The organism is Variovorax sp. CF079, from assembly GCF_900101545.1.
Classification (GTDB): Bacteria; Pseudomonadota; Gammaproteobacteria; order Burkholderiales; family Burkholderiaceae_C; genus Variovorax.
Genome location: NZ_FMZU01000010.1, coordinates 126,777 through 148,482 on the forward strand (window position 1 = coordinate 126,777; position 21,706 = coordinate 148,482).

General features: G+C 68.0%; 21 protein-coding genes and 1 tRNA gene. 9 read left to right on the forward strand and 13 right to left on the reverse strand.

The genetic code is table 11. The features are described 5' to 3' along the window. Window positions 1-15: 15 nt before the first annotated feature. From BLS74_RS15180 to BLS74_RS15210, 7 genes are read right to left on the reverse strand one after another with little or no spacing between them, the layout of a single operon-like run. Window positions 16-345, reverse strand: coding sequence for an AzlD domain-containing protein (locus tag BLS74_RS15180; RefSeq protein WP_093107605.1), 330 nt, complete (start codon window positions 343-345; stop codon window positions 16-18). Then, window positions 342-1,034 carry an AzlC family ABC transporter permease gene (locus tag BLS74_RS15185; protein WP_093107607.1) on the reverse strand — a complete coding sequence of 231 codons (693 nt, stop codon included), beginning with the start codon at window positions 1,032-1,034 and terminating at the stop codon, window positions 342-344. Before BLS74_RS15185 ends, BLS74_RS15180 begins: the two co-directional genes overlap by 4 nt. Continuing rightward, window positions 1,034-2,443, reverse strand: a complete 1,410-nt coding sequence (locus BLS74_RS15190) for an amidase (RefSeq protein ID WP_093107609.1) — start codon at window positions 2,441-2,443, stop codon at window positions 1,034-1,036. The genes BLS74_RS15185 and BLS74_RS15190 overlap by 1 nt, the downstream gene beginning before the upstream one ends. Window positions 2,444-2,480: 37 nt before the next feature. After that, window positions 2,481-4,130, reverse strand: a complete 1,650-nt coding sequence (locus BLS74_RS15195) for a dipeptide ABC transporter ATP-binding protein (protein WP_093107611.1) — start codon at window positions 4,128-4,130, stop codon at window positions 2,481-2,483. 10 nt (window positions 4,131-4,140) lie between these two features. Beyond that, window positions 4,141-5,013, reverse strand: a complete 873-nt coding sequence (locus tag BLS74_RS15200) for an ABC transporter permease (RefSeq protein WP_093107613.1) — start codon at window positions 5,011-5,013, stop codon at window positions 4,141-4,143. 5 nt (window positions 5,014-5,018) lie between these two features. After that, window positions 5,019-5,960: an ABC transporter permease gene (locus BLS74_RS15205; RefSeq protein ID WP_093107615.1), complete on the reverse strand. Its 942-nt coding sequence runs from the start codon at window positions 5,958-5,960 to the stop codon at window positions 5,019-5,021. Between the two features lie 18 nt (window positions 5,961-5,978). Continuing rightward, entirely contained in the window at window positions 5,979-7,604 is a 1,626-nt protein-coding gene (locus BLS74_RS15210) for an ABC transporter substrate-binding protein (RefSeq protein WP_093107617.1), read from the reverse strand. Window positions 7,605-7,780: 176 nt separating this feature from the next. On the opposite strand from BLS74_RS15210, the gene BLS74_RS15215 reads away from it, so the two are divergent. The 9 genes from BLS74_RS15215 to BLS74_RS15255 all read left to right on the forward strand — a co-directional run bounded on the left by BLS74_RS15215 (window position 7,781) and on the right by BLS74_RS15255 (window position 17,446). Continuing rightward, on the forward strand, window positions 7,781-9,196 hold the full coding sequence (locus BLS74_RS15215; protein WP_093107619.1) for an aminotransferase-like domain-containing protein: 1,416 nt from the start codon (window positions 7,781-7,783) through the stop codon (window positions 9,194-9,196). 8 nt (window positions 9,197-9,204) lie between these two features. Further along, window positions 9,205-10,410, forward strand: coding sequence for a succinyldiaminopimelate transaminase (gene dapC / locus BLS74_RS15220; protein WP_093107621.1), 1,206 nt, complete (start codon window positions 9,205-9,207; stop codon window positions 10,408-10,410). Between the two features lie 21 nt (window positions 10,411-10,431). Continuing rightward, window positions 10,432-11,256, forward strand: a complete 825-nt coding sequence (gene dapD, locus BLS74_RS15225; protein ID WP_093107623.1) for a 2,3,4,5-tetrahydropyridine-2,6-dicarboxylate N-succinyltransferase — start codon at window positions 10,432-10,434, stop codon at window positions 11,254-11,256. A 45-nt stretch (window positions 11,257-11,301) separates the two neighbouring features. After that, a complete protein-coding gene (locus tag BLS74_RS15230; RefSeq protein WP_093107625.1) occupies window positions 11,302-12,450 on the forward strand; it encodes a PilT/PilU family type 4a pilus ATPase in 1,149 nt (382 codons plus the stop codon). Window positions 12,451-12,465: 15 nt separating this feature from the next. Further along, window positions 12,466-13,644: a succinyl-diaminopimelate desuccinylase gene (gene dapE, locus BLS74_RS15235; RefSeq protein WP_093107627.1), complete on the forward strand. Its 1,179-nt coding sequence runs from the start codon at window positions 12,466-12,468 to the stop codon at window positions 13,642-13,644. Further along, on the forward strand, window positions 13,641-14,507 hold the full coding sequence (prmB, locus tag BLS74_RS15240) for a 50S ribosomal protein L3 N(5)-glutamine methyltransferase (protein WP_093107629.1): 867 nt from the start codon (window positions 13,641-13,643) through the stop codon (window positions 14,505-14,507). The genes dapE and prmB overlap by 4 nt, the downstream gene beginning before the upstream one ends. Then, window positions 14,504-16,465 (forward strand): ABC-F family ATP-binding cassette domain-containing protein, encoded by a 1,962-nt coding sequence (locus BLS74_RS15245; RefSeq protein WP_093107631.1) that lies wholly within the window; start codon window positions 14,504-14,506, stop codon window positions 16,463-16,465. Before prmB ends, BLS74_RS15245 begins: the two co-directional genes overlap by 4 nt. Before the next feature lie 25 nt (window positions 16,466-16,490). After that, window positions 16,491-17,057, forward strand: a complete 567-nt coding sequence (locus BLS74_RS15250; RefSeq protein ID WP_093107633.1) for a hypothetical protein — start codon at window positions 16,491-16,493, stop codon at window positions 17,055-17,057. A gap of 164 nt (window positions 17,058-17,221) precedes the next feature. Further along, window positions 17,222-17,446 (forward strand): hypothetical protein, encoded by a 225-nt coding sequence (locus BLS74_RS15255; RefSeq protein ID WP_139191693.1) that lies wholly within the window; start codon window positions 17,222-17,224, stop codon window positions 17,444-17,446. A 100-nt stretch (window positions 17,447-17,546) separates the two neighbouring features. Here the strand turns inward: BLS74_RS15255 and BLS74_RS15260 are convergent, their stop codons facing one another. The 6 genes from BLS74_RS15260 to tolB form a co-directional block, all read right to left on the reverse strand. Next, complete coding sequence (locus BLS74_RS15260) at window positions 17,547-17,849, reverse strand: hypothetical protein (protein WP_139191694.1); 303 nt, start codon at window positions 17,847-17,849, stop codon at window positions 17,547-17,549. A 245-nt stretch (window positions 17,850-18,094) separates the two neighbouring features. After that, window positions 18,095-18,170 (reverse strand) — tRNA-Lys (locus BLS74_RS15265). Between the two features lie 48 nt (window positions 18,171-18,218). Continuing rightward, window positions 18,219-19,022: a tRNA threonylcarbamoyladenosine dehydratase gene (locus BLS74_RS15270; protein ID WP_093107639.1), complete on the reverse strand. Its 804-nt coding sequence runs from the start codon at window positions 19,020-19,022 to the stop codon at window positions 18,219-18,221. Window positions 19,023-19,045: 23 nt separating this feature from the next. Next, window positions 19,046-19,795 (reverse strand): tol-pal system protein YbgF, encoded by a 750-nt coding sequence (gene ybgF / locus BLS74_RS15275; RefSeq protein WP_093107641.1) that lies wholly within the window; start codon window positions 19,793-19,795, stop codon window positions 19,046-19,048. A gap of 2 nt (window positions 19,796-19,797) precedes the next feature. After that, entirely contained in the window at window positions 19,798-20,313 is a 516-nt protein-coding gene (pal, locus tag BLS74_RS15280) for a peptidoglycan-associated lipoprotein Pal (RefSeq protein ID WP_093107643.1), read from the reverse strand. Window positions 20,314-20,332: 19 nt separating this feature from the next. Then, window positions 20,333-21,649, reverse strand: coding sequence for a Tol-Pal system beta propeller repeat protein TolB (gene tolB, locus BLS74_RS15285; protein WP_170855609.1), 1,317 nt, complete (start codon window positions 21,647-21,649; stop codon window positions 20,333-20,335). Window positions 21,650-21,706: the final 57 nt, after the last annotated feature.

Below are 21,706 nucleotides of genomic sequence, written 5' to 3' on the forward strand. Positions count from 1 at the left end.
TCCTTGTGTGAAGTGCTACCAGCCCAGCCCGAGCCGCAGTGCAAGCAGCACGGCGGCGCCGACGAAGATGGTACCGGTGATGTCGCGCCGCCATGCGTACCAGGCGGTCGCGGCGGCGACCGCAAACCAGCGCGCATCGCGCCAGTCGGTCGGCAGGTGGCCTTGCGACAGCAGCACCTCAGGCACGACCACGGCCACCAGCGCCGCGAGCGGCGCGTGCCGCAGGCTGCGCTGCAGCCAGGCCGGCAGGCGCGGCTCGCGGCGCGGCAGCAGGAACACGCCGCGCGTGAGCACCGTCACCGCCACCAGCGCGAAGACGGCGATCCAGGCGTGCAGGTTGCTCATGCGAGACGGCCCGCGCGTCGGTCGGCCCAAAGGCCCGCGGCCATTGCCGCAGCGATCGCGACGGCCACATTGAGGCCCAGCGGCAGCGGCCAGGCCAGCAGCGCCACCGCGCCGGCCACGGCGGCCGAGAGCCAGGCCGCGCGGTCAGACAGCATCGGCAGCGCCAACGCGAGCAGCGCCAGCACGCCGACGAAGCGCAGCCCCCACTCGACGGGAATCGCATCGGCCAAAAAGATGCCGGCGAGCGAGGACAACTGCCAGACGGCCCAGTTCGTCAGCGCAAGCCCGAGGAAGTACGGCAGCTGCCCGGCCGCGGGTCGCGGATGGCGCTGCACGAAGCGCGCATAGACCGGATCGCCCGCGAGATAGCCCAGCAGCAACCGGTGCCCGAGCGGCAGCCGGCCGAAGTAGTGCCGCCAATGCACGCTGAAGACCACGAAGCGCACATTCAGCATGCCGGCGGTCAGCACGATCACCCACAAGGGCGCGCCGGCCATGATGAGCGGCACGCAAGCCAGCTGCGAGGCGCTGGCGAACACGCCCAGCGACATCGCGAGCACCACCGGCAGCGCGAGCCCGCTCTTGGCCATCGCGACGCCGGTGGCCAGACCCATCGCGACGGTGCCCAGCGCAGGGCCGGCGATCGCGCGTGCGCCCTGCACGAACTCCGGCTGCCAGCGCACTGTCATCAGCGTTCGAGCGGGATGGCGGGCCAGGGGCGCTGGGCCGGACGCATCGATTCCCAGGCCCGCGCGATCTGCAGCACGCCGAGATCGTCGAAGCGGCGCCCCGCAATCTGCAGGCCGATCGGCACGCCGTTGCTGTCGTAGCCGCAGTTGACCGAGGCGGCCGGCTGCTCGCTCATGTTGTAGGGCAGCGTGAAGCCGATGTGGTCCATCGCGGTCGCGACATCGTTGGTCGGGTAGGCCCATTCGGCCGCGAAGCTGGTGTTGGGCGACACGGGCGAGATCACGTAGTCGTAGGGCTGCGTGGCGGCTACGGTTGCGGCGCGGGTCTTGAATGTTTGGGTGTAGCCATGGAAGGCGGTTTCGCCCGTCAGGCCCAGCCCGGCCTCGGCCCAGGCACGCACGATGGGCAGCAGCTTCGCGCGCTTGTCCGCCGCGAGCGCCTGCACGTCCATGCCCGAGCGGATGCGCCAGAAGGTATCGACGCCATGCAGCATCTCGTCGTTCATCCAGGGCGTCACGGGTTCGACGACGGCGCCGGCGGCTTCGAACAGCTTCGCCGCCGCCTCCACCGCCGCGCGCACCTGCGGGTCCACCGGCATGCCGCAGCCGGCGTCCAGCAAGAGGCCGATGCGCAGCCCGCGGATGTCGCGCTCCAGGTCCAGCCAATCGATCTGCGCCGGCGGCAGGCTCATGTGGTCGCGCGCGTCGGGCTGGGACAGCACGGCCATCATCAGCGCCGCGTCGGCGACGGTGCGCGTCATCGGGCCGGCGACGCGGCCCATGTAGGGCGGGTCGATCGGGATGCGGCCCAGGCTGGGCTTGAGCCCGGCCACGCCACACCAGGCGGCCGGCAGACGCACCGAGCCGCCGATGTCGGTGCCGATGTGCAGCGGCCCGTAGCCGGCGGCTGCGGCCGCACCGGCGCCGGCGCTCGAACCGCCGGGATTCTTGTCAGTGTTCCACGGGTTGCGCGTCAGCGGATGGAAGCTCGACAGGCCCGAGGACAGCATGCCGTACTCCGGCATCGTGGTCTTGCCGAGGAACACCGCGCCGGCCTCGCGCATCCTGGCCGCCGGCGGCGCATCGGCCGCGGCGGGCACGAGTTCGGTCGCGGCCGTGCCCAGCGGCACCGGCACGCCGCGGGTCGCGATGTTCTCCTTGATGGTGGCCGGCACGCCGTCGAGCGTGACGCCGCCGCACGCCAGCGGCGTGCCGGCTCGCCAGCGCGCTTCGGAGGCGCGGGCCATGGCCCGCGCGCCCTCGGGGTCGAGCGCATAGGTGGCCTGCAGCCGCGGCTCGCAGCGTGCGATCTGGTCGAGCACGGCCTGCGTGACTTCGACGGGCGAGAGCGTGCCGCTCTTGTAGGCAGCGATCATCTCGAGCGCCGGGAGTGCGTGGAGTTCTGTCATGAGAGGGTGGTTCTCTGTTTCTGAAGGAATGGATGGTTCAGGCCGCCAGCGGACTGCGCGCCAGCTCCGCGCGCGGCGCGGCGGCCAGCAGGCGCTGCGTGTAGTCGTGCTGCGGCCGGCGGAACACCTCGCCGGTGGCGCCCTGTTCCACGATGCTGCCCTGGCTCATCACGATCACGCGGTCGCACAGCTGCGCGGCCACGCGCAGGTCGTGCGTGATGAACAGGATGCCCAGGCCGAGGTCGCGCTGAATCTCGCGCAGTAATTCCAAGATCTGAGCCTGCACCGAGACGTCCAGCGCCGAGACGGCCTCGTCGGCCACCAGCACCTGCGGCTGGCAGGCAATGGCGCGCGCAATCGCCAGGCGCTGGCGCTGGCCGCCCGAGAACTGGTGCGGGTAGCGCTCGAGCCCGGCGCGCGGCAGCTGGATGCGGTCCATCAGCTCTTCGGCGCTGTGGCGCGCCTGCTGCCGGTCCATGCCGAAATTCATCGCGCCCTCGACGATCGAGGAGCCGACGGTGCGGCGCGGATTGAGCGAGCGGTTCGGGTCCTGGAACACCACCTGCACGCGCGAGCGCAGCGGGCGCAGGCGGCCCTCGGGAAGCTGCTGCACCTCGGCATCGCCCCAGTGCACGCTGCCTTCGCTCGGATCGATCAGGCGGATCATGCAGCGCGCGAAGGTCGACTTGCCCGAGCCGGACTCGCCCACCACGCCCACGGTCTCGCCGCGGTGCACGGCCACGCTGGCGTCGCGCAGTGCGGTGTTGTGCCTGGCACGGCCCATCCAGTCGCGCCGCGCGTAGGTCTTGCCCACGCCGCGGCCCGCGAGCATCGGTGCGCCGCCCGGCAGGTCGCGCGGCGGCGGCGGCGTCATGCCGGGCACCGCGTCCAGCAGCATGCGCGTGTAGGCCTCGCGCGGCGCGCGCAGCACCTGCTCGCAGAGGCCCTGCTCCACCACCTTGCCGCGGTGCATCACCATCACGTCGTCGGCGATCTCGGCCACCACGCCCATGTCGTGCGTGATGAAGAGCACCGCGCTGCCCTGCTCGGCCTGCAGTTCGGCGATGAGCTTGAGGATCTCGGCCTGCGTGGTCACGTCGAGCGCGGTGGTGGGCTCGTCGCAGATCAGGAGCCGCGGCTTCAGGATGATCGCCATCGCGATCACGATGCGCTGGCGCTGGCCGCCCGAGAGCTGGTGCGGATAGCTTGCGAACATGCGCGCCGGGTCCGGCAGGCGCACGCGCTCGAAGATGGCGAGGATGCGCGCCTTGCGCTCGGCCGCATTCCATGCCGTGTGGGTACGCAGCAGCTCGTCCACCTGCTCGCCGCAGCTGTGGACCGGATTCAGCGCGGTCATCGGCTCCTGGAACACCATGCCCATGCCGGTGCCGCGCAGTTCGCGCAGCCGCTTGTCCGACACGTAGCGCCCGCCGGCCAGCAGCATCTCGCCGGCCAGCGAGATGCGGCCGGCCCCGACGCCGAGGCCCTTGGCAAGCAGGCCCATCACGGTGGTGGCGAGCACCGATTTGCCGGAGCCCGATTCGCCGACGATGCACAGCGTGCGGCCGGCCTCGATGCGCACGCTCAGGCTCTCGATGGCATAGGGCCGGTCGGCATCGGCCGGCAGCGCCACCTGGAGGTTTTCGACCAGCAGCACGGGCACCGCGGCTTGGGGTTGGGTGGTCATGCGGCCGTCCTCAAACGCGCTTGGAGAACTTGGGGTCCAGCACGTCGCGCAGGCCGTCTCCCAGCAGATTGATGGCCAGCACCGTGGGCACCAGGAACAGGGCCGGGAACAGCACGTTGCCCGGCGCCTGCGAGAACAGCACGCGCCCCTCGGCCATGATGTTGCCCCAGGTCGGCACGTCGGCCGGCAGGCCCAGGCCGAGGAAGCTCAGGATGGCCTCGGTCAGCACCGCCGAGGCGGCGATGAAGGTGCCCTGCACGATCAGCGGCGCCAGCGCGTTGGGCAGGATGTCGCGCCAGAGGATCACGGCATTCGACGTGGCCAGCGCGCGCGCCGCCTCGACGAAGGGCTCGTCGCGCAACCCCATCACCAGCGCGCGCACCAGCCGCGTCACGCGCGGCACCTCGGGCATGGCGATGGCGAGGATCACCGTCGGCAGGCTGGCGCCGAGCACCGCCACCAGCGTGATCGCGAGCAGCACCGCGGGGATCGCCATCAGGCCGTCCATGATGCGCATCAGCACCGCATCCACCGCCCGGAAGTAGCCGGCCAGCATGCCCAGCAGGCAGCCGAATACGATCGCCGCCGCCGCGGTGAAGATGCCCACCACCAGCGAGATGCGGGTGCCGTAGAGCACCCGGCTCCAGATGTCGCGGCCGAAGTTGTCGCTGCCCATCCAGAAGGTGTGCTGCAGCTCGCGCCCGTCGGGCAGCGTGACCTGGCCGGCGCTGCCGGCCGGCACCGAAACGTAGCTCGGATCCATCGCGGCCGGATCGAAGGTGCCGAGCCAGGGCGCCGCAGCGGCCAGCACGACCAGCACCGCGAGCACGATGACGCCCCCGCGCACGGCGCCGTTGCGCCAGAGTTTGCCTAGAGTGCCCATGGTGGTCAGTAGCGGATACGAGGGTCGAGGAACAGGTAGCTCAAGTCGACCAGCAGGTTGACCAGCACATAGAGCAGCGCGAAGAACAGCACCACGCCCTGCAGCACCGGGAAGTCGCGGTTGAGCACCGCGTCGACCGTCAGCTGGCCCAGGCCCGGAATGGCGAACACGGTCTCGGTCACCACCACGCCGCCGAGCAGCAGCGCGGCGCTGACGCCGATCACCGTCACCACCGGCACCGCCGCGTTGCGCAGCGCGTGGTGCTTGAGCACCTGCAGTTCGGTGATGCCCTTGGCGCGGGCGGTGCGGATGTAGTCCTCGGTCAGCGCCTCGCTGACGGCCGCGCGCGTCACGCGCGCCAGCAGCGCCACGTAGGTCACGGCCAGCGTCAGGCAGGGCAGCACCAGTTGCTGCAGCCAGGGCCCGACGCCGCCCGCGAGGCGCCTGTAGCCCTGCACCGGAAACCACTGCAGCTTGAGCGCGAGCACATAGATCAGCAGGTAGCCGACCACGAACACCGGCACCGAGAAGCCGGCCACCGAGAAGGCCATCACCGCCTTGTCGAGCCAGCCGCCCATGCGCCAGGCCGCCAGCGTGCCCAGCGGCAGCGCGATCGCCACCGCCAGCAGCAGCGTGCCGCCGGCGAGCGAGAGCGTGGGCTCCATGCGTTGCGCGATCAGCGTCAGCACCGGCTTGTTGAGGAAGAAGGAGAAGCCCAGGTCGCCGCGCAGCACGCCCTCGCCCCAGAGCAGGAACTGCGTCCACAGCGGCCGGGTGAGGCCGAGCTGCTCGCGGATGCGATCGAGGTCTTCGCTGGTGGCGCTGTTGCCGCCGATGACCGCCGCCGGATCGCCGGGGGTGAGGCGCACGATCATGAAGACCGCGATCGCCACCACCAGCAGCACCGGCAGCGTGGCCAGCAGGCGCTTGGCAAGAAAGCTGAGCATGGGTGGACGCCGGCGGCCTTATTGCTTCTTGATGTTCCAGTACACCTGCGCACCGGCCGGCACCAGGCCGCTCACGCCCTTGCGCACGGCGGCCGGCTGGCTGTACTGGCCCACCGGGACGTGCGTCACCGTTTCGAAAGCGCGCAACTGCGCCTGCTCGGCCAGCTTCTTCTTGTCGGCCTCGGTCGCGGCCTTGGTGAACTGGGTCTTGATGTCCTGGAGCTTGGCGTCGTCCTGCCAGCCGAACCAGCCCTTGTCGCCGGCCGCGTTCATCATCGCCATGGTCAGCGGGTTGAGGATGTCGGACGAGGTCCACGAAGTCATGAACGCATTCCAGCCGCCGGCGGAAGGCAGGTCCTTCTTGGCGCGGCGCGCCACCAGGGTCTGCCAGTCCATGGTCTGCAGGTCGACCTTGAAGCCGGCCTGCTCCAGCTGCTGCTTGGCCACCAGCGGCAGCTTGGCGATGGCGGCGAGATCGGTCGGGCGCATCAGCACCACGGGCTCGCCCTTGTAGCCGGCCTCCTGCAGCAGCGCCTTGGCCTTCTGCGGATTCGCCACGCCGCTGTAGTCGCCGGTGTTCGTCGACTCGAAGGGCGTGCCGCAGGGGAACATGCTCTTGCAGTAGCGCGTGAGGCCGGGCGCGCCCACCTGCGTCTTGAGGAAGGCTTCCTGGCCCATCGCGATCATCGCGGCGCGGCGGATCTTCTCGTTGTCGAAGGGCGCGTGCAGGAAGTTGAAGCGGAAGATGAACTGGTTGCCGGCCGGCTGCGCATCGATCAGCTGGATGTCGGGGTTGGTGCGCAGCGAGGCGTACTGCTCGAAGGCCGGCTGCTCGAGGATGTCGGCCTCGCCGTTGATCAGCGCATTCATCTGCGTTTGCGCGTCGCGGATGATGAGCCACTCGACGCGATCGACGTAGACCTGCTTGCCGCCGGTGGTGCCCGAAGGTGCTTCGGCGCGCGGCTTGTACTTGGCGTTCTTGACGAACACTGCGCGTTCGCCGGGCCGGAACTCATCGGCCTTGAAGACGAAGGGGCCGGAGCCGATCGTCTCCTTGATCTGCGTGTCGCCGGGCGTGTCGGCCACGCGCTTGGGCATGATGAAAGGCACGTTCGCCGAGGGCTTGCCCAGCGCTTCGAGCACCAGGCCGAAGGGCTCCTTCAGCACCAGGACGAAGGTCTTGGCGTCGGGCGTCTGGTACTTGTCGGTGACCTTGGCGAGCTGGCCGCCGAAGGTGTCGCGGCTCGCCCAGCGCTTGAGCGACGCGACCACGTCCTCGCTGGCGACGGGCTTGCCGTCGTGGAACTCCAGCCCGTCGCGCAGCGTGAAGGTCCAGGTCTTGCCGTCCTTCGAGACGCTCCACTTGTCGACCATCTGCGGCTTGATCTTGCCGTCGATGTCGGTGCCGAACAGCGTGTCGTAAATCATGTAGCCGAAGTTGCGCGAGATATAGGCCGTGGTCCAGATCGGGTCGAGCACCGTGATGTTCGAGTGCGGAATGATCTTGAGCGTCGAGGACTGCGCCAGCGCCGGCACGGCAGCGCTCGCGGCCAGCGCAGCGGCCACGCACCAGGCGGCCTGCCGGCGCGTGAAGGCGCCGGCGATGCCGCCGGCAAGGGAGCGCGTGAAATTCAGCTTCTGCATGTGCATTTCCCGATGGATGAGACGAGCCGCCGATTGAGTCAGGGAATGCGCAAAGTGGATATATACAGTTCGTGCGATGTGCGCTATATCAGCATGCACGATCACGAGACTGAGCAAGGCGGTGCACGCCCATATACAGTGCACCGACCCGTACCCCACCCTGGATGAACGCACCGATGATTTCCATTGACGGCACCCGGCCCGTACCGCTGGTGCGGCAGGTCTACGAGGCGCTGGTCGAGAAGATCGACAAGGGTGCGCTGCCCCCGGGCACGCGGCTCGCATCGGTGCGCGCGCTGGCCGGCGAATGCGGCATCAGCACCATGACCGTGACCAATGCCTACAGCCGGCTGGTGGCCGAGGGTTATGTGGAGGCGCGGCCAGGCAGCGGCTACTTCGTCGCCGCGAACCGCAGCCGCACCGCGATGCAGCAGCGCCGCAAGCCCTTCGTCGGCCATACCTCGGTCGATTCGCTGTGGCTGATACGGCGCGTCTATGAGGACGACAGCACGCTGCTCAATGCCGGCTGCGGCTGGCTGCCGCCCGACTGGCTGCACACCGACGGCGTGCGCCAGGCGCTGGCGGGCCTGGCGCGCAAGAAGTCCGCCGGCCTGGCGAACTACGGCACGCCCTACGGCTACCTGCCGCTGCGCCAGCAGATCCAGATCCTCTTGGCCGCGCGCGCCGTCGACGCCACGCCGCACCAGATCGTGCTCACCCATGGCGCCACGCAGGCCTTGGCACTCGCCGGCCGCTGCCTGCTGCAGCCGCGCGACACGGTGCTGGTGGACGACCCGGGTTCCACCAACTTCTTCGCCACCCTGCGATCGCTCGGCGTGCGCCTGATCGGCGTCGAGCGCAAGCTCGACGGCCCCGACCTCGCGGCCCTGCAGGCGCTGGCGCAGCGCCACCGGCCCAAGGCCTTCTTCATCAGCACCCACCTGCACAACCCCACGGGCAGCCAGTGTTCGCCGGCCGTGGCCTACCAGATCCTGCGGCTGGCCGAGCAGTACGACTTCCGCGTGGTGGAGAACGACGTCATGGCCGGCCTGGAACCGCCCGGCGCCACCAGCCTGGCGAGCCTGGATCAGCTGCGCCGCGTGATCTACGTCGGCAGCTTCTCCAAGACGATCTCCCCCAGCCTGCGGGTGGGCTTCGTCGCCAGCAGCGAGGAGTTCGCGGAAAAGCTCATCTACGAGAAGATGGTCAGCAGCCTCACCAGTTCCGAACTGGGCGAGAAGCTGGTGCATGCGGTGCTGGTCGAGGGGCGCTTTCGCGCCCATATCGCCCGGCTGGCCGCACGGCTCAGCGCCGCGCAGAACGCGGTGTGCGATGGCCTTGCGGCCGCGGGCCTGGAGGTGTTCACGCGGCCGGCGGGCGGTCCGTTCCTGTGGGCCCGTTTTCCCTCCGAGGACGTCGACGTGCTCGCCGTGGCCCAGCGCGCCGTGGCCGCAGGCATCATGCTGGCGCCCGGCTACCTGTTCCGGCCCGGCCAGCAGCCGACGCCATGGATGCGATTCAACGTCGGCTACGCCGACGATCCGCGTCTCTACGCCTTTCTTGCGGCTGAAACACAGGCGGGCCCGCGATAATCGCAGCCATGAACCCCCTGCTCGCCAAGCTGCAGCCCTACCCCTTCGCGCGATTGCGCGAACTGTTCGCCGGCGTCACGCCGAACCCTGCCTTCGAGCCGATCAGCCTCGGCATCGGCGAGCCCAAGCACGCGACGCCGTCCTTCATCAAGGATGCATTGAGCAACAGCCTCGATACGCTGGCGGTCTACCCCGCGACAGCGGGCGAGTTGCCCTTGCGCGAGGCCTTCACCGGCTGGGTGCGGCAGCGCTACGGCCTGGCGCTCGATCCGGCAACGCAGGTGTTGCCGGTCAATGGCTCCCGCGAGGCGCTGTTCTCTCTGGCGCAGACGGTGGTCGACCCCACGAAGACGCCGGCGCCGGTGGTGCTCTCCCCCAATCCGTTCTATCAAATCTACGAAGGCGCGGCCCTGCTGGCAGGCGCCGAGCCCTATTACGTGCCGAGCGTGGCGGCGCGCAACTTCGCCGTCGACTGGGACAGCGTGCCGGCCGAGGTCTGGGCCCGCGCGCAGCTGGTGTACGTCTGCTCGCCCGGCAACCCGACCGGCGCGGTGATGCCGCTTGAAGAATGGAAGAAGCTGTTCGCGCTGGCGGACCAGCACGGCTTCGTCATCGCCTCCGACGAGTGCTACAGCGAGATCTACTTCCGCGACGAGCCGCCGCTGGGCGGACTCGAAGCCGCAGCCAAGCTGGGCCGCGACGACTTCCGCAACCTGGTGGCGCTGACTTCGCTGTCCAAGCGCAGCAACGTGCCCGGCCTGCGCAGCGGCTTCGTCGCCGGCGACGCATCCATACTGAAGAAGTTCCTGCTGTACCGCACCTACCACGGCAGCGCGATGAGCGGCGCGGTGGCGGCGGCCAGCATCGCGGCCTGGAGCGACGAAAGCCATGTGGTCGACAACCGCGCGCAGTACCGCGCCAAGTTCGCAGCCGTGACGCCGCTGCTCGAGCCGGTGCTCGATGTGCGCCTGCCCGATGCCAGCTTCTACCTCTGGGCGGGCGTGCCGGCAGTGTGGAACGGCGACGACACCGCCTTCGCCCGCGAGCTCTACGCTCAATACAATGTGACGGTGTTGCCGGGCAGCTACCTGGCGCGCGATGCGCAAGGCGCCAACCCCGGCCGGGGCCGCATCCGCATGGCGCTCGTGGCCAGCACCAAGGAGTGCGTGGAGGCCGCGCAGCGCATCGTCCAGTTCGTTCAACGGGGCCGCTGAGCCCTCTTTCATCGATTCCACATGACCCAACAACTCCAGCAGACCATCGACGCCGCGTGGGAAGACCGCGCCAACATCTCCGCCACCAGCGCCCCGAAGGAAGTTCGCGATGCGGTCGAGCATGTGATCGCCGAGCTCAACAACGGCAAGCTGCGCGTCGCCACCCGCGAGGCCGTGGGCCAGTGGACGGTGCACCAGTGGATCAAGAAGGCCGTGCTGCTGTCCTTCCGCCTCAAGGACAACGAGCAGATGCAGGCCGGCTCGCTCGGCTTCTACGACAAGGTGCCGACCAAGTTCTCGCACCTCTCGGCCGGCGAGCTGAAGGAAGCCGGCGTGCGCATCGTGCCGCCGGCGGTGGCGCGCCGCGGCAGTTACATCGCCAAGGGCGCGATCCTGATGCCCTCCTACGTGAACATCGGCGCCTACGTCGGTGAAGGCACCATGGTCGACACCTGGGCCACGGTCGGCTCCTGCGCCCAGATCGGCGCCAACGTGCACCTCTCGGGCGGCGTCGGCATCGGCGGCGTGCTGGAGCCGCTGCAGGCCGGCCCGACCATCATCGAGGACAACTGCTTCATCGGCGCGCGCTCCGAAGTGGTCGAAGGCGTGGTGGTCGAAGAGAACTCGGTGCTGTCGATGGGCGTGTACATCGGCCAGAGCACGCCGATCTACGACCGCGCGACCGGCGAAGTGACTTACGGCCGCGTGCCGGCAGGCTCGGTGGTCATCAGCGGCACGCTGCCCAAGGACAACGGCAAGTACAGCCTGTACGCTGCGATCATCGTGAAGCGAGTGGACGCGCAAACCCGCGCCAAGACCTCGCTCAACGACCTGCTGCGCGACTGAACACTTCGTTCTTAACCAACCACACAACGCCGAGGAGAAATGCCGATGAAGACGATGGAGCGAATTCTTCGCCTGATGGCCGAACGCAAGGCGTCCGACATCTACCTCTCGGCGCACTCCCCGGCGCTGATCCGCATCAACGGCAACTGCCTGCCCATCAATGCGCAGGTGCTGCCGCCGGAGGCGCCGCTCGCCCTGCTCTCCGAGGTGGTGAATGCGGAGCGCATCGCCGAACTCGAACGCACCGGCGAGCTCAACACGGCGATCGCGCTCGAGGACGCGGGCAACTTCCGCATCAGCGCCATGCGCCAGCGCGGCAGCTATGCGGTGGTGGTGCGGCACATCGCCTCGGTCATCCCGTCCTTCGCCGAGCTGAACCTGCCCGAGATCCTGAAGACGCTGGTGATGGAGAAGCGCGGCCTGATCCTCATGGTGGGCTCCACCGGCGCCGGCAAAAGCACCACGCTCGCCTCGATGCTCGACTTCCGCAACGAGAACGCGACCGGCCACATCCTCACGGTCGAAGAGCCGATCGAATTCACCTTCACCAACAAGAAGTCGATGGTGAACCAGCGCGACGTCGGCAGCGACACGCAGTCGCTGCAGATCGCGCTCAAGAACGCGCTGCGCCAGGCGCCGGACGTGATCCAGATCGGCGAGATCCGCGATCGCGAGACCATGACGGCCGCAATCGCCTACGCCCAGTCGGGCCACCTGTGCGTGGCCACGCTGCATGCCAACAATAGCTACCGCGCGCTCAACCGCATCCTGAGCTTCTATCCGGTCGAGGTGCGCGCCACGCTGCTGGGCGATCTCGGCGGCGCCTTGCGCGCGATCGTCGCGCAGCGCCTGCTGCGCACGCCCGACGGCGCCCGCATGCCGGCGCTCGAAGTGCTGCTCAACACGGCGCTGGTGGCCGAGCTCATCGGCAAGGGCGACTTCTCGGGCGTCAAGGAAGCGATGGAGCAGTCGATGGCCGAAGGCTCGCAGACCTTCGAGGAAGACATCGCCCGGTTGATCACCGACGGCTTCATCACCCGCGAGGAAGGCCTCGCGCAAGCCGACTCCCCGACCAACCTGATGTGGCGCCTGCAGAACCGCGCCGCGCCGGCGGCACGCCGCGAAGACCGCGCGCTGCTCGACCAGGTCGACGAACCCACCTTCACGGACATCACGCTCGACGTCCGTCACTAGCCCTTTTCTCTTTCAATGTCCCGAACGCTCCAACTCGCCGAACAACTGATCTCCCGCCCCTCGGTCACCCCCGACGATGCGGGCTGCCAGCAGATCCTCGGCGAGCGGCTGGCGCGGCTCGGCTTCCGGCTCGAAAGCATCGAAAGCGGCCCGGCCGACTTTCGCGTGACCAACCTCTGGGCCGTGCGCCCCGGCGCTGGCGAGCCGCAGGCCACGCGCACCGTGGCCTTCGCCGGCCACACCGACGTGGTGCCCACCGGCCCGCTCGAGCAGTGGAGCAGCCATCCGTTCACGCCCACGCACCGCGACGGCAAGCTCTACGGCCGCGGCGCCTGCGACATGAAAACCTCGCTGGCGGCCTTCGTCGTCGCGATCGAGGACTTCCTGGCCACGACGCCCGATCCGCGCCTCACGCTCGCCCTGCTGCTCACCAGCGACGAGGAAGGGCCGGCGCTCGACGGCACCGTGGTGGTCTGCAACACGCTGGCCGCGCGCGGCGAGCGCATCGACTACTGCATCGTCGGCGAGCCGACCGCGGTCGAGCGCTGCGGTGACATGATCAAGAACGGCCGGCGCGGCACGATGAGCGGCAAGCTCACCGTCAAGGGCGTGCAAGGACACATCGCCTATCCGCATCTGGCGAAGAACCCGATCCACGCCTTTGCGCCGGCGCTGGCTGAACTGGTCGCGATCAACGCGGCCGGGGGCTGGGACGCTGCCAATGCCTATTTCCAGCCGACCAGCTGGCAGATCAGCAACATCCACGCCGGCACCGGCGCCAGCAACATCATTCCCGGCGCGGCGGTGATCGATTTCAATTTCCGCTTCTCGACCGAATCGACGCCCGAATCGCTGCAACAGCGCGTGCGGGCCGTGCTCGATACGCACGGCCTCGACTACACGCTGGCCTGGACCATCGGCGGCCTGCCCTTCCTGACCACGCCGGGCGAACTGGTCGGCGCGGTGCAGCAGGCCATCCGCGACGAGACCGGCATCGAGACCGAGCTGTCGACCAGCGGCGGCACCAGCGATGCGCGATTCATCGCCAAGATTTGCAAGCAGGTGGTCGAACTGGGCCCCGTCAACGCGAGCATCCACAAGATCGACGAGCACATCACCGTCGCCGAGATCGAGCAGCTCAAGAACATTTACAAGCGCACGCTGGACCGGCTCGAAACGCTGCAAGGCGTATGAGCAGCGTCATCGAATTGATCGAGGCCGGCGCCACGCAGCTGGCCGATGCGGGCGTGGCCTTCGGCCACGGCACCACCAACGCCTTCGACGAAGCCGCCTGGCTGGTGCTGTGGCGCCTGGGCCTGCCGCTGGACGACCTGGATGCGGTCGCCGATCGCGCGGTCGCGCCGGCGGATGCAGCGCGGGTGGCCGACGTGCTGGCGCAACGGATCGCGACGCGCAAGCCCGCGGCTTATCTGACCAAGGAGGCGTGGCTGCAAGGCGTGCCCTTCTACATCGACGAACGCGCCATCGTGCCGCGCAGCTTCATCGCGGAGCTGCTGGCCGATGGCAGCATCGATCCCTGGCTCGGCGAACACACCCGGCGCGTGCTGGACCTGTGCACCGGCAACGGCAGCCTCGCGGTACTGGCGGCGATGACCTATCCGGAAATCAGCGTCGACGCGGCCGACCTGTCGACCGCGGCGCTCGAAGTGGCGGCCATCAACGTCACGCGCCACCAGCTCGATGCGCGCATCACGCTCGTCGAATCCGATGGCCTCGCAAAGGTGCGCGGCCCCTACGACCTGATTCTTTGCAACCCGCCCTACGTCAATGCGAAAAGCATGGCCGGGCTTCCCGCCGAATACCGCGCCGAGCCCGAACTCGCGCTGGCCGGCGGCGCCGACGGCATGGACTTCATCCGCCGGCTTTTCGCCGACGCACCGGCGCGCATGAGCGAATCCGCCGTGCTGGTGCTTGAAATCGGCAACGAGCGCTCGCACTTCGAGGCAGCGTTCCCGCAGCTCGAAGTGGTGTGGCTCGCCACCAGCGCGGGCGAAGACCAGGTATTGCTGGTCCCGCGCGAATCACTTCTTCAATGATCACTCTCAAAAACGTCATCCTGCGCCGCAGCGCCAAAGTGCTGCTCGACGGCGCCAGCGTCACCATCAACCCCGGCGAGAAGGTCGGGCTGGTGGGGCGCAACGGCGCCGGCAAGTCCACCTTGTTCGCGCTGTTCAACGGCACGCTGCACGAGGACGGCGGTGACTTCGCCTCCCCAAAGCAGTGGCGCCTGGCGCAGGTCGCGCAGAACATGCCCGAGACCGACGAGTCCGCCACCGACTTCGTGGTCGGCGGCGACACGCGGCTCACCGAGTTGCGCGAAGCCCTCGCCGTCACCGAAGCCGCCCATGCAGCCGACCCCGACGATCACGACATCGGCATGGACCTGGCGCATGCTTATACCGACCTGGCCGACGCCGGCGAGCACGATGCCGTGCCGCGCGCACAGGCGCTGATCCTCGGCCTCGGCTTCAAGGCGCACGAGCTCGACCAGCCGGTCAACAGCTTCTCCGGCGGCTGGCGCATGCGCCTGCAGCTGGCCCGCGCGCTGATGTGCCCAAGCGACCTGCTGCTGCTCGACGAACCGACCAACCACCTGGACCTGGACGCCCTGGTCTGGCTCGAAGCCTGGCTGCAGAAGTACGCCGGCACGATGATCGTGATCAGCCACGACCGCGAGTTCCTCGACGCCGTGACCGACGTGACGCTGCACATCGAGCACGCCAAGCTCACGCGCTACGGCGGCAACTACAGCGCCTTCGAGACCTTGCGTGCCCAGCAGATGGAGCTGCAGCAGTCCGCCTTCGCCAAGCAGCAGGACAAGATCGCCCATCTGCAGAAGTTCATCGACCGCTTCAAGGCCAAGGCCAGCAAGGCCAAGCAGGCCCAAAGCCGCGTCAAGGCGCTGGAGCGCATGGAAAAGGTCGCGCCGCTGCTGGCCGAGGCCGACTTCAGCTTCGAGTTCAAGGAGCCAGGGAACATCCCGAACCCGATGCTCTCGATTAGCGATGCGAGCTTTGGGTACCTGATTGAGGACGAGCCGCCCAAGACCATCCTGCGCGGCGTCAACCGCTCGGTGCTGGCCGGCCAGCGCATCGGCATCCTGGGCGCCAACGGCCAGGGCAAGTCGACCCTGGTCAAGACCATCGCGCGCGAAATGGGTGCGCTCGCCGGCACGGTGACCGAGGGCAAGGGCCTCAACATCGGCTACTTCGCGCAGCAGGAGCTCGACGTGCTGCGCCCGCAGGACACGCCGCTCGAACACATGGTGCGCATGGCACGCGAGCTTGGCTCGAGCGTCAAGGAGCGCACCGGCGAACAGGACCTGCGCGGCTACCTCGGCAGCTTCAACTTCAGCGGCGACATGGTGAAACAGGCGGTCGGCACCATGAGCGGCGGCGAGAAGGCGCGCCTGGTACTGGCGATGATGGTCTGGCAGCGTCCCAACCTGTTGCTGCTGGACGAGCCGACCAACCACCTCGACCTCGCCACCCGCGAGGCCCTGGCCGTGGCGCTCAACGAGTTCGAAGGCACGCTGATGCTGGTGAGCCACGACCGGGCGCTGCTGCGCTCGGTCTGCGACGAGTTCTGGCTGGTCGGCCGCGGCGTGGTGACGGATTTCGACGGCGACCTCGACGACTACCAGCGCTACCTGCTGGACGAGGCCAAGCGCCTGCGCGAAGAGGCCAAGTTGGCGACGCGCGAGGCTGCTGCCGTCGTCGAAAAGGCCGCACCCTCTCCCCAGGCAGCGGCCCAGGACCGCCAGCAGCGCAGCGAGCAGGCGAAGCCGCTCAAGCGCGAGCTGGCGCAGATCGACGAGCGGCTCGCCGCCGCCGGCACCGAAAAGGCCTCGCTCGAAGCGCGGCTGGCGAATCCGCTGCCCGCGCCTGAGATCGCCGAAGCCGGCAAGCGCCTGAAGACGCTGAACGACGAGATCGGACAGCTCGAGGAGCGCTGGCTGGCGCTGTCGGACCGGCTCGAGGCGCTCGCGGCCTGAGCTGGCGTGATAGGCTGCGCCGAATATGCCGTCGGCCATCGAACTCGCTCAGGGTGATCCGCAGCTGATCGCGGCGATCCGGCGCAGCCGGCGCCTGCTCGGCCGCAAGGCGCTGATCGCTGCCGCTGCGAGCGCGGTGCCGCTTCCCGGCGTCGATTGGGCCGCCGACGCGGCACTGCTCTCACGGGTGGTGCCCCAGATCAGTGCGGAATTCGGCCTCTCGGCGACCCAGATCCAGCGCCTGGCGCCCCATCAGCGCGAGCGCGTGCAGCAGGCGGCCGCCGCCGTCGGCGCCCTGCTGGTGGGCAAGCTCGTGACCCGCGAACTGCTGATCAAGCTGGCCCGCCACGCCGGCATCCGCCTGACCGCGAAGCAGGCCACCAAGTACGTGCCCATCGCGGGCCAGGTCGTCTCGGCCGCGCTGGGCTACGCCGCCCTGCGCACGTTGGGCGAGCTGCACATCAAGGAGTGCGTGCAGGTGGCGCAATCGGTCCGGCACCTGCTCCCACCACCCGAAGGGGCGCCGCGGGCTGAAGAGCCGGCAGCCTCGTCCCGCATCCGCCAGACATGGAATCGCCTCCGGCTGCACTGAAAGGGGGCGTGCCTTTACCCCCACAGGGAGTTGGACTAACACGCCGCAGAATCCGGCGCAATCGTGCTGACGGGTGATAATGCGCCCAAAGCAACAGAGAGCCCCCGACCGATTTAGGGGCAAGCCCCAAAGGCCAAACAGGGACCAAGGTGGGAGATCGAAAGATGAATGAGACAGACCTCGCAGCATCGCTAGAGCGACTCATGGCCCGGGTCGACTACTACCTGCACTGCGAGTTGGACGAAGAGTACGACCACGACCGCCCGGACACGGCGCGCCGTCAGTTGGAGGCGGCCTTGCGGCAGGAGCTGCTGCGTGCGAGCGCCGTCGGCATCGTTTCAGCGATCTCGAGCACTCACCCGGCGCTCGGCGGCAACGAGGCGGCCTGAACCCCTGAAGTTCCCAAGGAAATCAAGCGCTTAGCCTAAGAACTGTTCCGCAATTCGCTTCCCAAAGAGGTCCGCAAGCCAACTGGCATGTGGGCCTTTCTTATTTGACCGGCTTTTGCAACGCGTCCGCGAACTTCAAGACGTTCTTCGATATGGTCTCCATGATCTGCCGGTCTTCAATAAGACTGCCGAGTTGCTGATGAAGCTGCAACAGCGCTGGGGTAGGCATCACGATGGTTTGAACCGGCTTCGGCACCTCACCAGATCGAGCCTCAGCCCCGAAAATGAGCTTGGAGACAAACGGTCCGACGGCAATTTGCGCGATCTGATCCACATACACGGTCGAAGGAGACTGCAGGACCGGTTCCGTCAGGGTGGGTTTCGGTGGCGTTGGTATGTTCATCTTCAGGGTCCTACTGGACTGGTTCGTCAACAAATGGCTGCGTAAAGAGCCGGGTGACTGAGATCCTCCGCGCTGTCAAGTGCGAGCGCGCTGAAGTTCTGCGAGAGCCTCGAGAGATTCGGGACGTGCGTCCTTCATGCTCATGAAAGGGTGCGCCCTCTATGCCAAGTTGCGGAACAACTTCAGGAATCGCGGAACAGCGCTATAAAAGCAATAGCGACGGTTCCACCAACAGAGCGGCTTGGTGGTAGGACGTACAAGATTCGAACTTGTGACCAACGGATTAAAAGTCCGCTGCTCTACCAACTGAGCTAACGTCCCACTCTTTGTTTTTCTTGGTGCCGGCGTCGAGGCCGGCAAAGCCCACAATTATAGCGTGGCGCTGCGCGCGATCCGGTCCAGAACCCAGCCCGCCGCACATTGCCCGAAAGTGGCCGTCACGCTCACCACCGAACCGTAGCCGTGGCAGTTGAGGGAGCCATCTCCCTCCTCGATCGCACAGGAAGCGTCGGGCGGCGCCACGCTTTCGCGGCTGAAGACGCAACTCACACCGATCTTGCGGCCCTCGCGCGGCGCGCCGTGCTCCTTGCGCAGGCGCTGGCGCAGTTGCGCAAGCAGCGGATCGTGGGTGACCAGCGCGAGGTCGTCGATGTCGACCTTGTGGGCCAGGCGCTTGCCGCCGGCCGCACCCACGGTGATGAAGCCGGTGCCGGTCTCGCGGGCCCAGGCCGCCATGGCCAGCTTGGCACGCACCTGGTCGCAGGCATCGACGACGGCGGCCACGGGTCCGTTCGCCGCCTGCGCGCTCGCCAGCAGCTCCTGCCAGTTGCCGGGTTCGACGAACTCGTCGATCGCCAGCACCTCGCAGGCGGGATGAATGTGCGCGATGCGCTCGCGCATGGCTTCGACCTTGGCCTGGCCCACGGTGGTGTCGAGCGCATGGATCTGCCGGTTGATGTTCGATTCGGCGATGTGGTCGAGGTCGATCAGCGTGAGCCGTCCGACGCCGCTGCGCGCCAGTGCCTCGACCGCCCAGGAGCCGACGCCGCCGATGCCGGCGACCAGCACATGGGCATCGCGAATGCGGCCCGCACCCGGCACGCCATAGAGCCGCTCGAGCCCGCCGAAGCGGCGGGCCAGATCGGCGTCGTCCAGGGTGACGACGGGAGACATTGCGTTCAAGCCGCTACCCCGGTTTACCGGAGCCGCGAGAGGCGCTCACGCCCGGCCTGCGCGGCTTCGGACTGCGGATAAGCCTTGGTCAGGTCTTCGAGCGTGCGGCGTGCCGCGCGCGTGTCCTTCAGCTCGATCTGGCAGTTCGCGATCGACAGCACCGCCTCGGGCGCCTTCGCGTGATCGGGCGCCAGCGAGAGCATCGACCTGAAATTGGCGATGGCCTCGTTGTAGTTGCGCGTGGCGTACTGCGCGTTGCCGAGCCAGAACAGCGCCGAGGCGTTGTAGCCGCTCTGCGGGTAGCGCTTCACGAATTCGGCAAAGGCCGTCTGCGCTTGCGCGAACTGGCCGCCGCGGAAGATGCCCAGCGCCGCATCGAAGTCGGCCTTCTCTTTCGGGTCGGCCGTGAACTCGCGGCCGTCGACCGCGACCTTCGACGGCTCGTTCTTCTTGAGCCGGTCGTCGATCTCGGCCTGGCGCTGCTGCAGCTCCGTGATCGTGCGCGTGAGCTGCTCGTTCTGGCCCGTCATGCGCTGGAGATCGCCGCGCATCTGCTCGATCTGCGTCTGCAGGTCGAGCAGGCTGCGCCGCAACTGCGCGTTCTCGTCGTTCTGGCGCTGCTCGGCCTGCTGGCGCATGGCCTCGACGCGCTGGCGCAAGTCGAGGATCGCGCGGCGCGCCTCGTCGTCCTCGAAAAGCGCGGCCTGTGCACCCAGCGAGGCACACAACAAGGCGGCAGCGAGTGCCGCGCTACGCAAGGAAACTCGTCGCATCATCAACGGTAGGTGATCTCGGCGCGGCGGTTCTGCGCCCAGGCGTCTTCAGTGCTGCCCGGCGCCGCCGGCTTTTCCTTGCCGAAGCTCACGGCCTCGATCTGGCTGTCCGGCACGCCCAGGAGGCCGAGCGAACGGCGCACGGCTTCGGAGCGCTTCTGGCCCAGCGCCAGGTTGTATTCGCGGCCGCCGCGCTCGTCGGTGTGGCCTTCAATCGAGATGCGACGCTGCGGGTTGGCCTTCAGGAAGCGGGCATGGCCATCGATCAGCGACTGGAACTCGGGCTTGATCGTGTAGCTGTCGAAGTCGAAATAAACGATCCGTGCCACGCCGACCGGGCCCTGTGCGGTCTGCGCGCGCGGGTCGATGCTGACCGGCGCGACGCCGCTGGCCGTTCCGCCGGCCCCCCCGGCGGTGCCTGAGCGGTCCACCACCGGCGTGTCGCTCACCTTGGTCCCGGACGAGCAACCGGCGATCAGCGCCACGATGGCCAGCGAATAAATCGTACGTTTCAACATTTCGAACTCCTCAAGTTAATCATTGCTTTTGAAACGGACCCCAGTCCGGTTCCCGGATGTCTCCCGCCTGTCCTGCCAGTCGAGCCTTTATTTTTCCGTCGAGTGTTGTTGTCATCAGCGCTTCGCGGCCTTGCAGCCGGGTGGCATAGACGATCAGCTTGCTGTTCGGGGCGAAACTGGGATTCTCGTCGGCCGTGGTGTCGGTGAGCGCCGTCACGTTGCCCGTCGCCAGTTCCATCACATGGAGTTTGAAGGCACCGCCCACCCGCGAGATGTAGGCCAACCACCGGCCATCGCCGCTGACCGACGGAGAAATGTTGTAGGTGCCGCTGAAGGTCACGCGTGTCGGGTTGCCGCCGTTGGCGCCCATCTTGTAGATCTGGGGTGCGCCGCCGCGATCGCTCACGAAGTAGATGGTGCCGCCGTCGGCGGAGTACACCGGCTCGGTGTCGATGCTGTTGCTCTGCGTGAGCCGGCGCGGTTCGCCGCCGTTCGACGAGATGGTGTAGAGCTGCGAACCGCCGTCGCGGCTCAGCGTGACGGCCAGCGTGCTGCCGTCGGGCGACCAGGCCGGCGCACTGTTGGAGCCCTTGAAGTTGGCCACCAGCCGCCGCTGGCCGTTGGCGACGCTGTGCACGTACACCACCGGCTTGCGCGATTCGAAGGACACGTAGGCGAGCTGCGCGCCGTTGGACGACCAGACCGGCGAGATGATCGGCTCGGGGCTGGCGAGCGCGGCCTGCGCGTTCTCGCCGTCGGCATCGGCGACCCACAGGTTGTAGCGGGTGCCGCCCTTGGTCACGTAGGCGATGCGGGTCGAGAAGATGCCTTTCTCGCCTGTAAGCTTTTCGTAGACATAGTCCGCGATGCGGTGCGAGGCCAGGCGCAGATCGCCTTGCGGCACGGTGTAGCTCTGGCCGCCGAGGTCTTGTCCGCGCACCACGTCCCAGAGGCGGAAGCGCACGTCGTAACGGCCGTCTGCGAGCCGCGTCACGCTGCCCACGACCAGCGAATCGGCCGTGCGTTGCCGCCACAGGCTCAGGTCGGGACGCGAGGTCTCGTCGAGCGACTGGCCCGAGGCGTCGACGCCGCGGAACTGACCGCTGCGTTCGAGGTCGGCCTGGACGATGGCCGCGGGCTTCTGCGGCGATGCGTCTTCACCCTTGAAAGGCGCAAGCGCGATCGGCAGCTGCGTCAAACCGACGCCCGACACCTCGACCCTGAACTGGGCGAGCACGGGAAGTACGGGGGAGGCAGCCAATGCCGCGATCAGTGTGCGGCGGACGGAGAACGATGAAGAAGGGGTTGGGGAGAATTCTTGCAACGGCTTTTTCATGCAGTTCGGAGAGGTTTCCGGGATTTAAGTTTCATGCCCGGACGAAACGAGGCCACA

What these genes read in the sequence shown, in the direction of transcription:
- BLS74_RS15200 (WP_093107613.1), bottom strand. Translation starts at nt 5,013, where the DNA reads ATGGGCACTCTAGGCAAACTCTGGCGCAACGGCGCCGTGCGCGGGGGC.
- BLS74_RS15180 (WP_093107605.1), bottom strand. Translation starts at nt 345, where the DNA reads ATGAGCAACCTGCACGCCTGGATCGCCGTCTTCGCGCTGGTGGCGGTG.
- BLS74_RS15255 (WP_139191693.1), top strand. Translation starts at nt 17,222, where the DNA reads ATGAATGAGACAGACCTCGCAGCATCGCTAGAGCGACTCATGGCCCGG.
- prmB (WP_093107629.1), top strand. Translation starts at nt 13,641, where the DNA reads ATGAGCAGCGTCATCGAATTGATCGAGGCCGGCGCCACGCAGCTGGCC.
- BLS74_RS15215 (WP_093107619.1), top strand. Translation starts at nt 7,781, where the DNA reads ATGATTTCCATTGACGGCACCCGGCCCGTACCGCTGGTGCGGCAGGTC.
- dapC (WP_093107621.1), top strand. Translation starts at nt 9,205, where the DNA reads ATGAACCCCCTGCTCGCCAAGCTGCAGCCCTACCCCTTCGCGCGATTG.
- BLS74_RS15270 (WP_093107639.1), bottom strand. Translation starts at nt 19,022, where the DNA reads ATGTCTCCCGTCGTCACCCTGGACGACGCCGATCTGGCCCGCCGCTTC.
- BLS74_RS15210 (WP_093107617.1), bottom strand. Translation starts at nt 7,604, where the DNA reads ATGCAGAAGCTGAATTTCACGCGCTCCCTTGCCGGCGGCATCGCCGGC.
- BLS74_RS15250 (WP_093107633.1), top strand. Translation starts at nt 16,491, where the DNA reads ATGCCGTCGGCCATCGAACTCGCTCAGGGTGATCCGCAGCTGATCGCG.
- BLS74_RS15205 (WP_093107615.1), bottom strand. Translation starts at nt 5,960, where the DNA reads ATGCTCAGCTTTCTTGCCAAGCGCCTGCTGGCCACGCTGCCGGTGCTG.
- BLS74_RS15245 (WP_093107631.1), top strand. Translation starts at nt 14,504, where the DNA reads ATGATCACTCTCAAAAACGTCATCCTGCGCCGCAGCGCCAAAGTGCTG.
- BLS74_RS15260 (WP_139191694.1), bottom strand. Translation starts at nt 17,849, where the DNA reads ATGAACATACCAACGCCACCGAAACCCACCCTGACGGAACCGGTCCTG.
- BLS74_RS15195 (WP_093107611.1), bottom strand. Translation starts at nt 4,130, where the DNA reads ATGACCACCCAACCCCAAGCCGCGGTGCCCGTGCTGCTGGTCGAAAAC.
- BLS74_RS15230 (WP_093107625.1), top strand. Translation starts at nt 11,302, where the DNA reads ATGAAGACGATGGAGCGAATTCTTCGCCTGATGGCCGAACGCAAGGCG.
- tolB (WP_170855609.1), bottom strand. Translation starts at nt 21,649, where the DNA reads ATGAAAAAGCCGTTGCAAGAATTCTCCCCAACCCCTTCTTCATCGTTC.
- BLS74_RS15190 (WP_093107609.1), bottom strand. Translation starts at nt 2,443, where the DNA reads ATGACAGAACTCCACGCACTCCCGGCGCTCGAGATGATCGCTGCCTAC.
- pal (WP_093107643.1), bottom strand. Translation starts at nt 20,313, where the DNA reads ATGTTGAAACGTACGATTTATTCGCTGGCCATCGTGGCGCTGATCGCC.
- ybgF (WP_093107641.1), bottom strand. Translation starts at nt 19,795, where the DNA reads ATGCGACGAGTTTCCTTGCGTAGCGCGGCACTCGCTGCCGCCTTGTTG.
- dapE (WP_093107627.1), top strand. Translation starts at nt 12,466, where the DNA reads ATGTCCCGAACGCTCCAACTCGCCGAACAACTGATCTCCCGCCCCTCG.
- BLS74_RS15185 (WP_093107607.1), bottom strand. Translation starts at nt 1,034, where the DNA reads ATGACAGTGCGCTGGCAGCCGGAGTTCGTGCAGGGCGCACGCGCGATC.
- dapD (WP_093107623.1), top strand. Translation starts at nt 10,432, where the DNA reads ATGACCCAACAACTCCAGCAGACCATCGACGCCGCGTGGGAAGACCGC.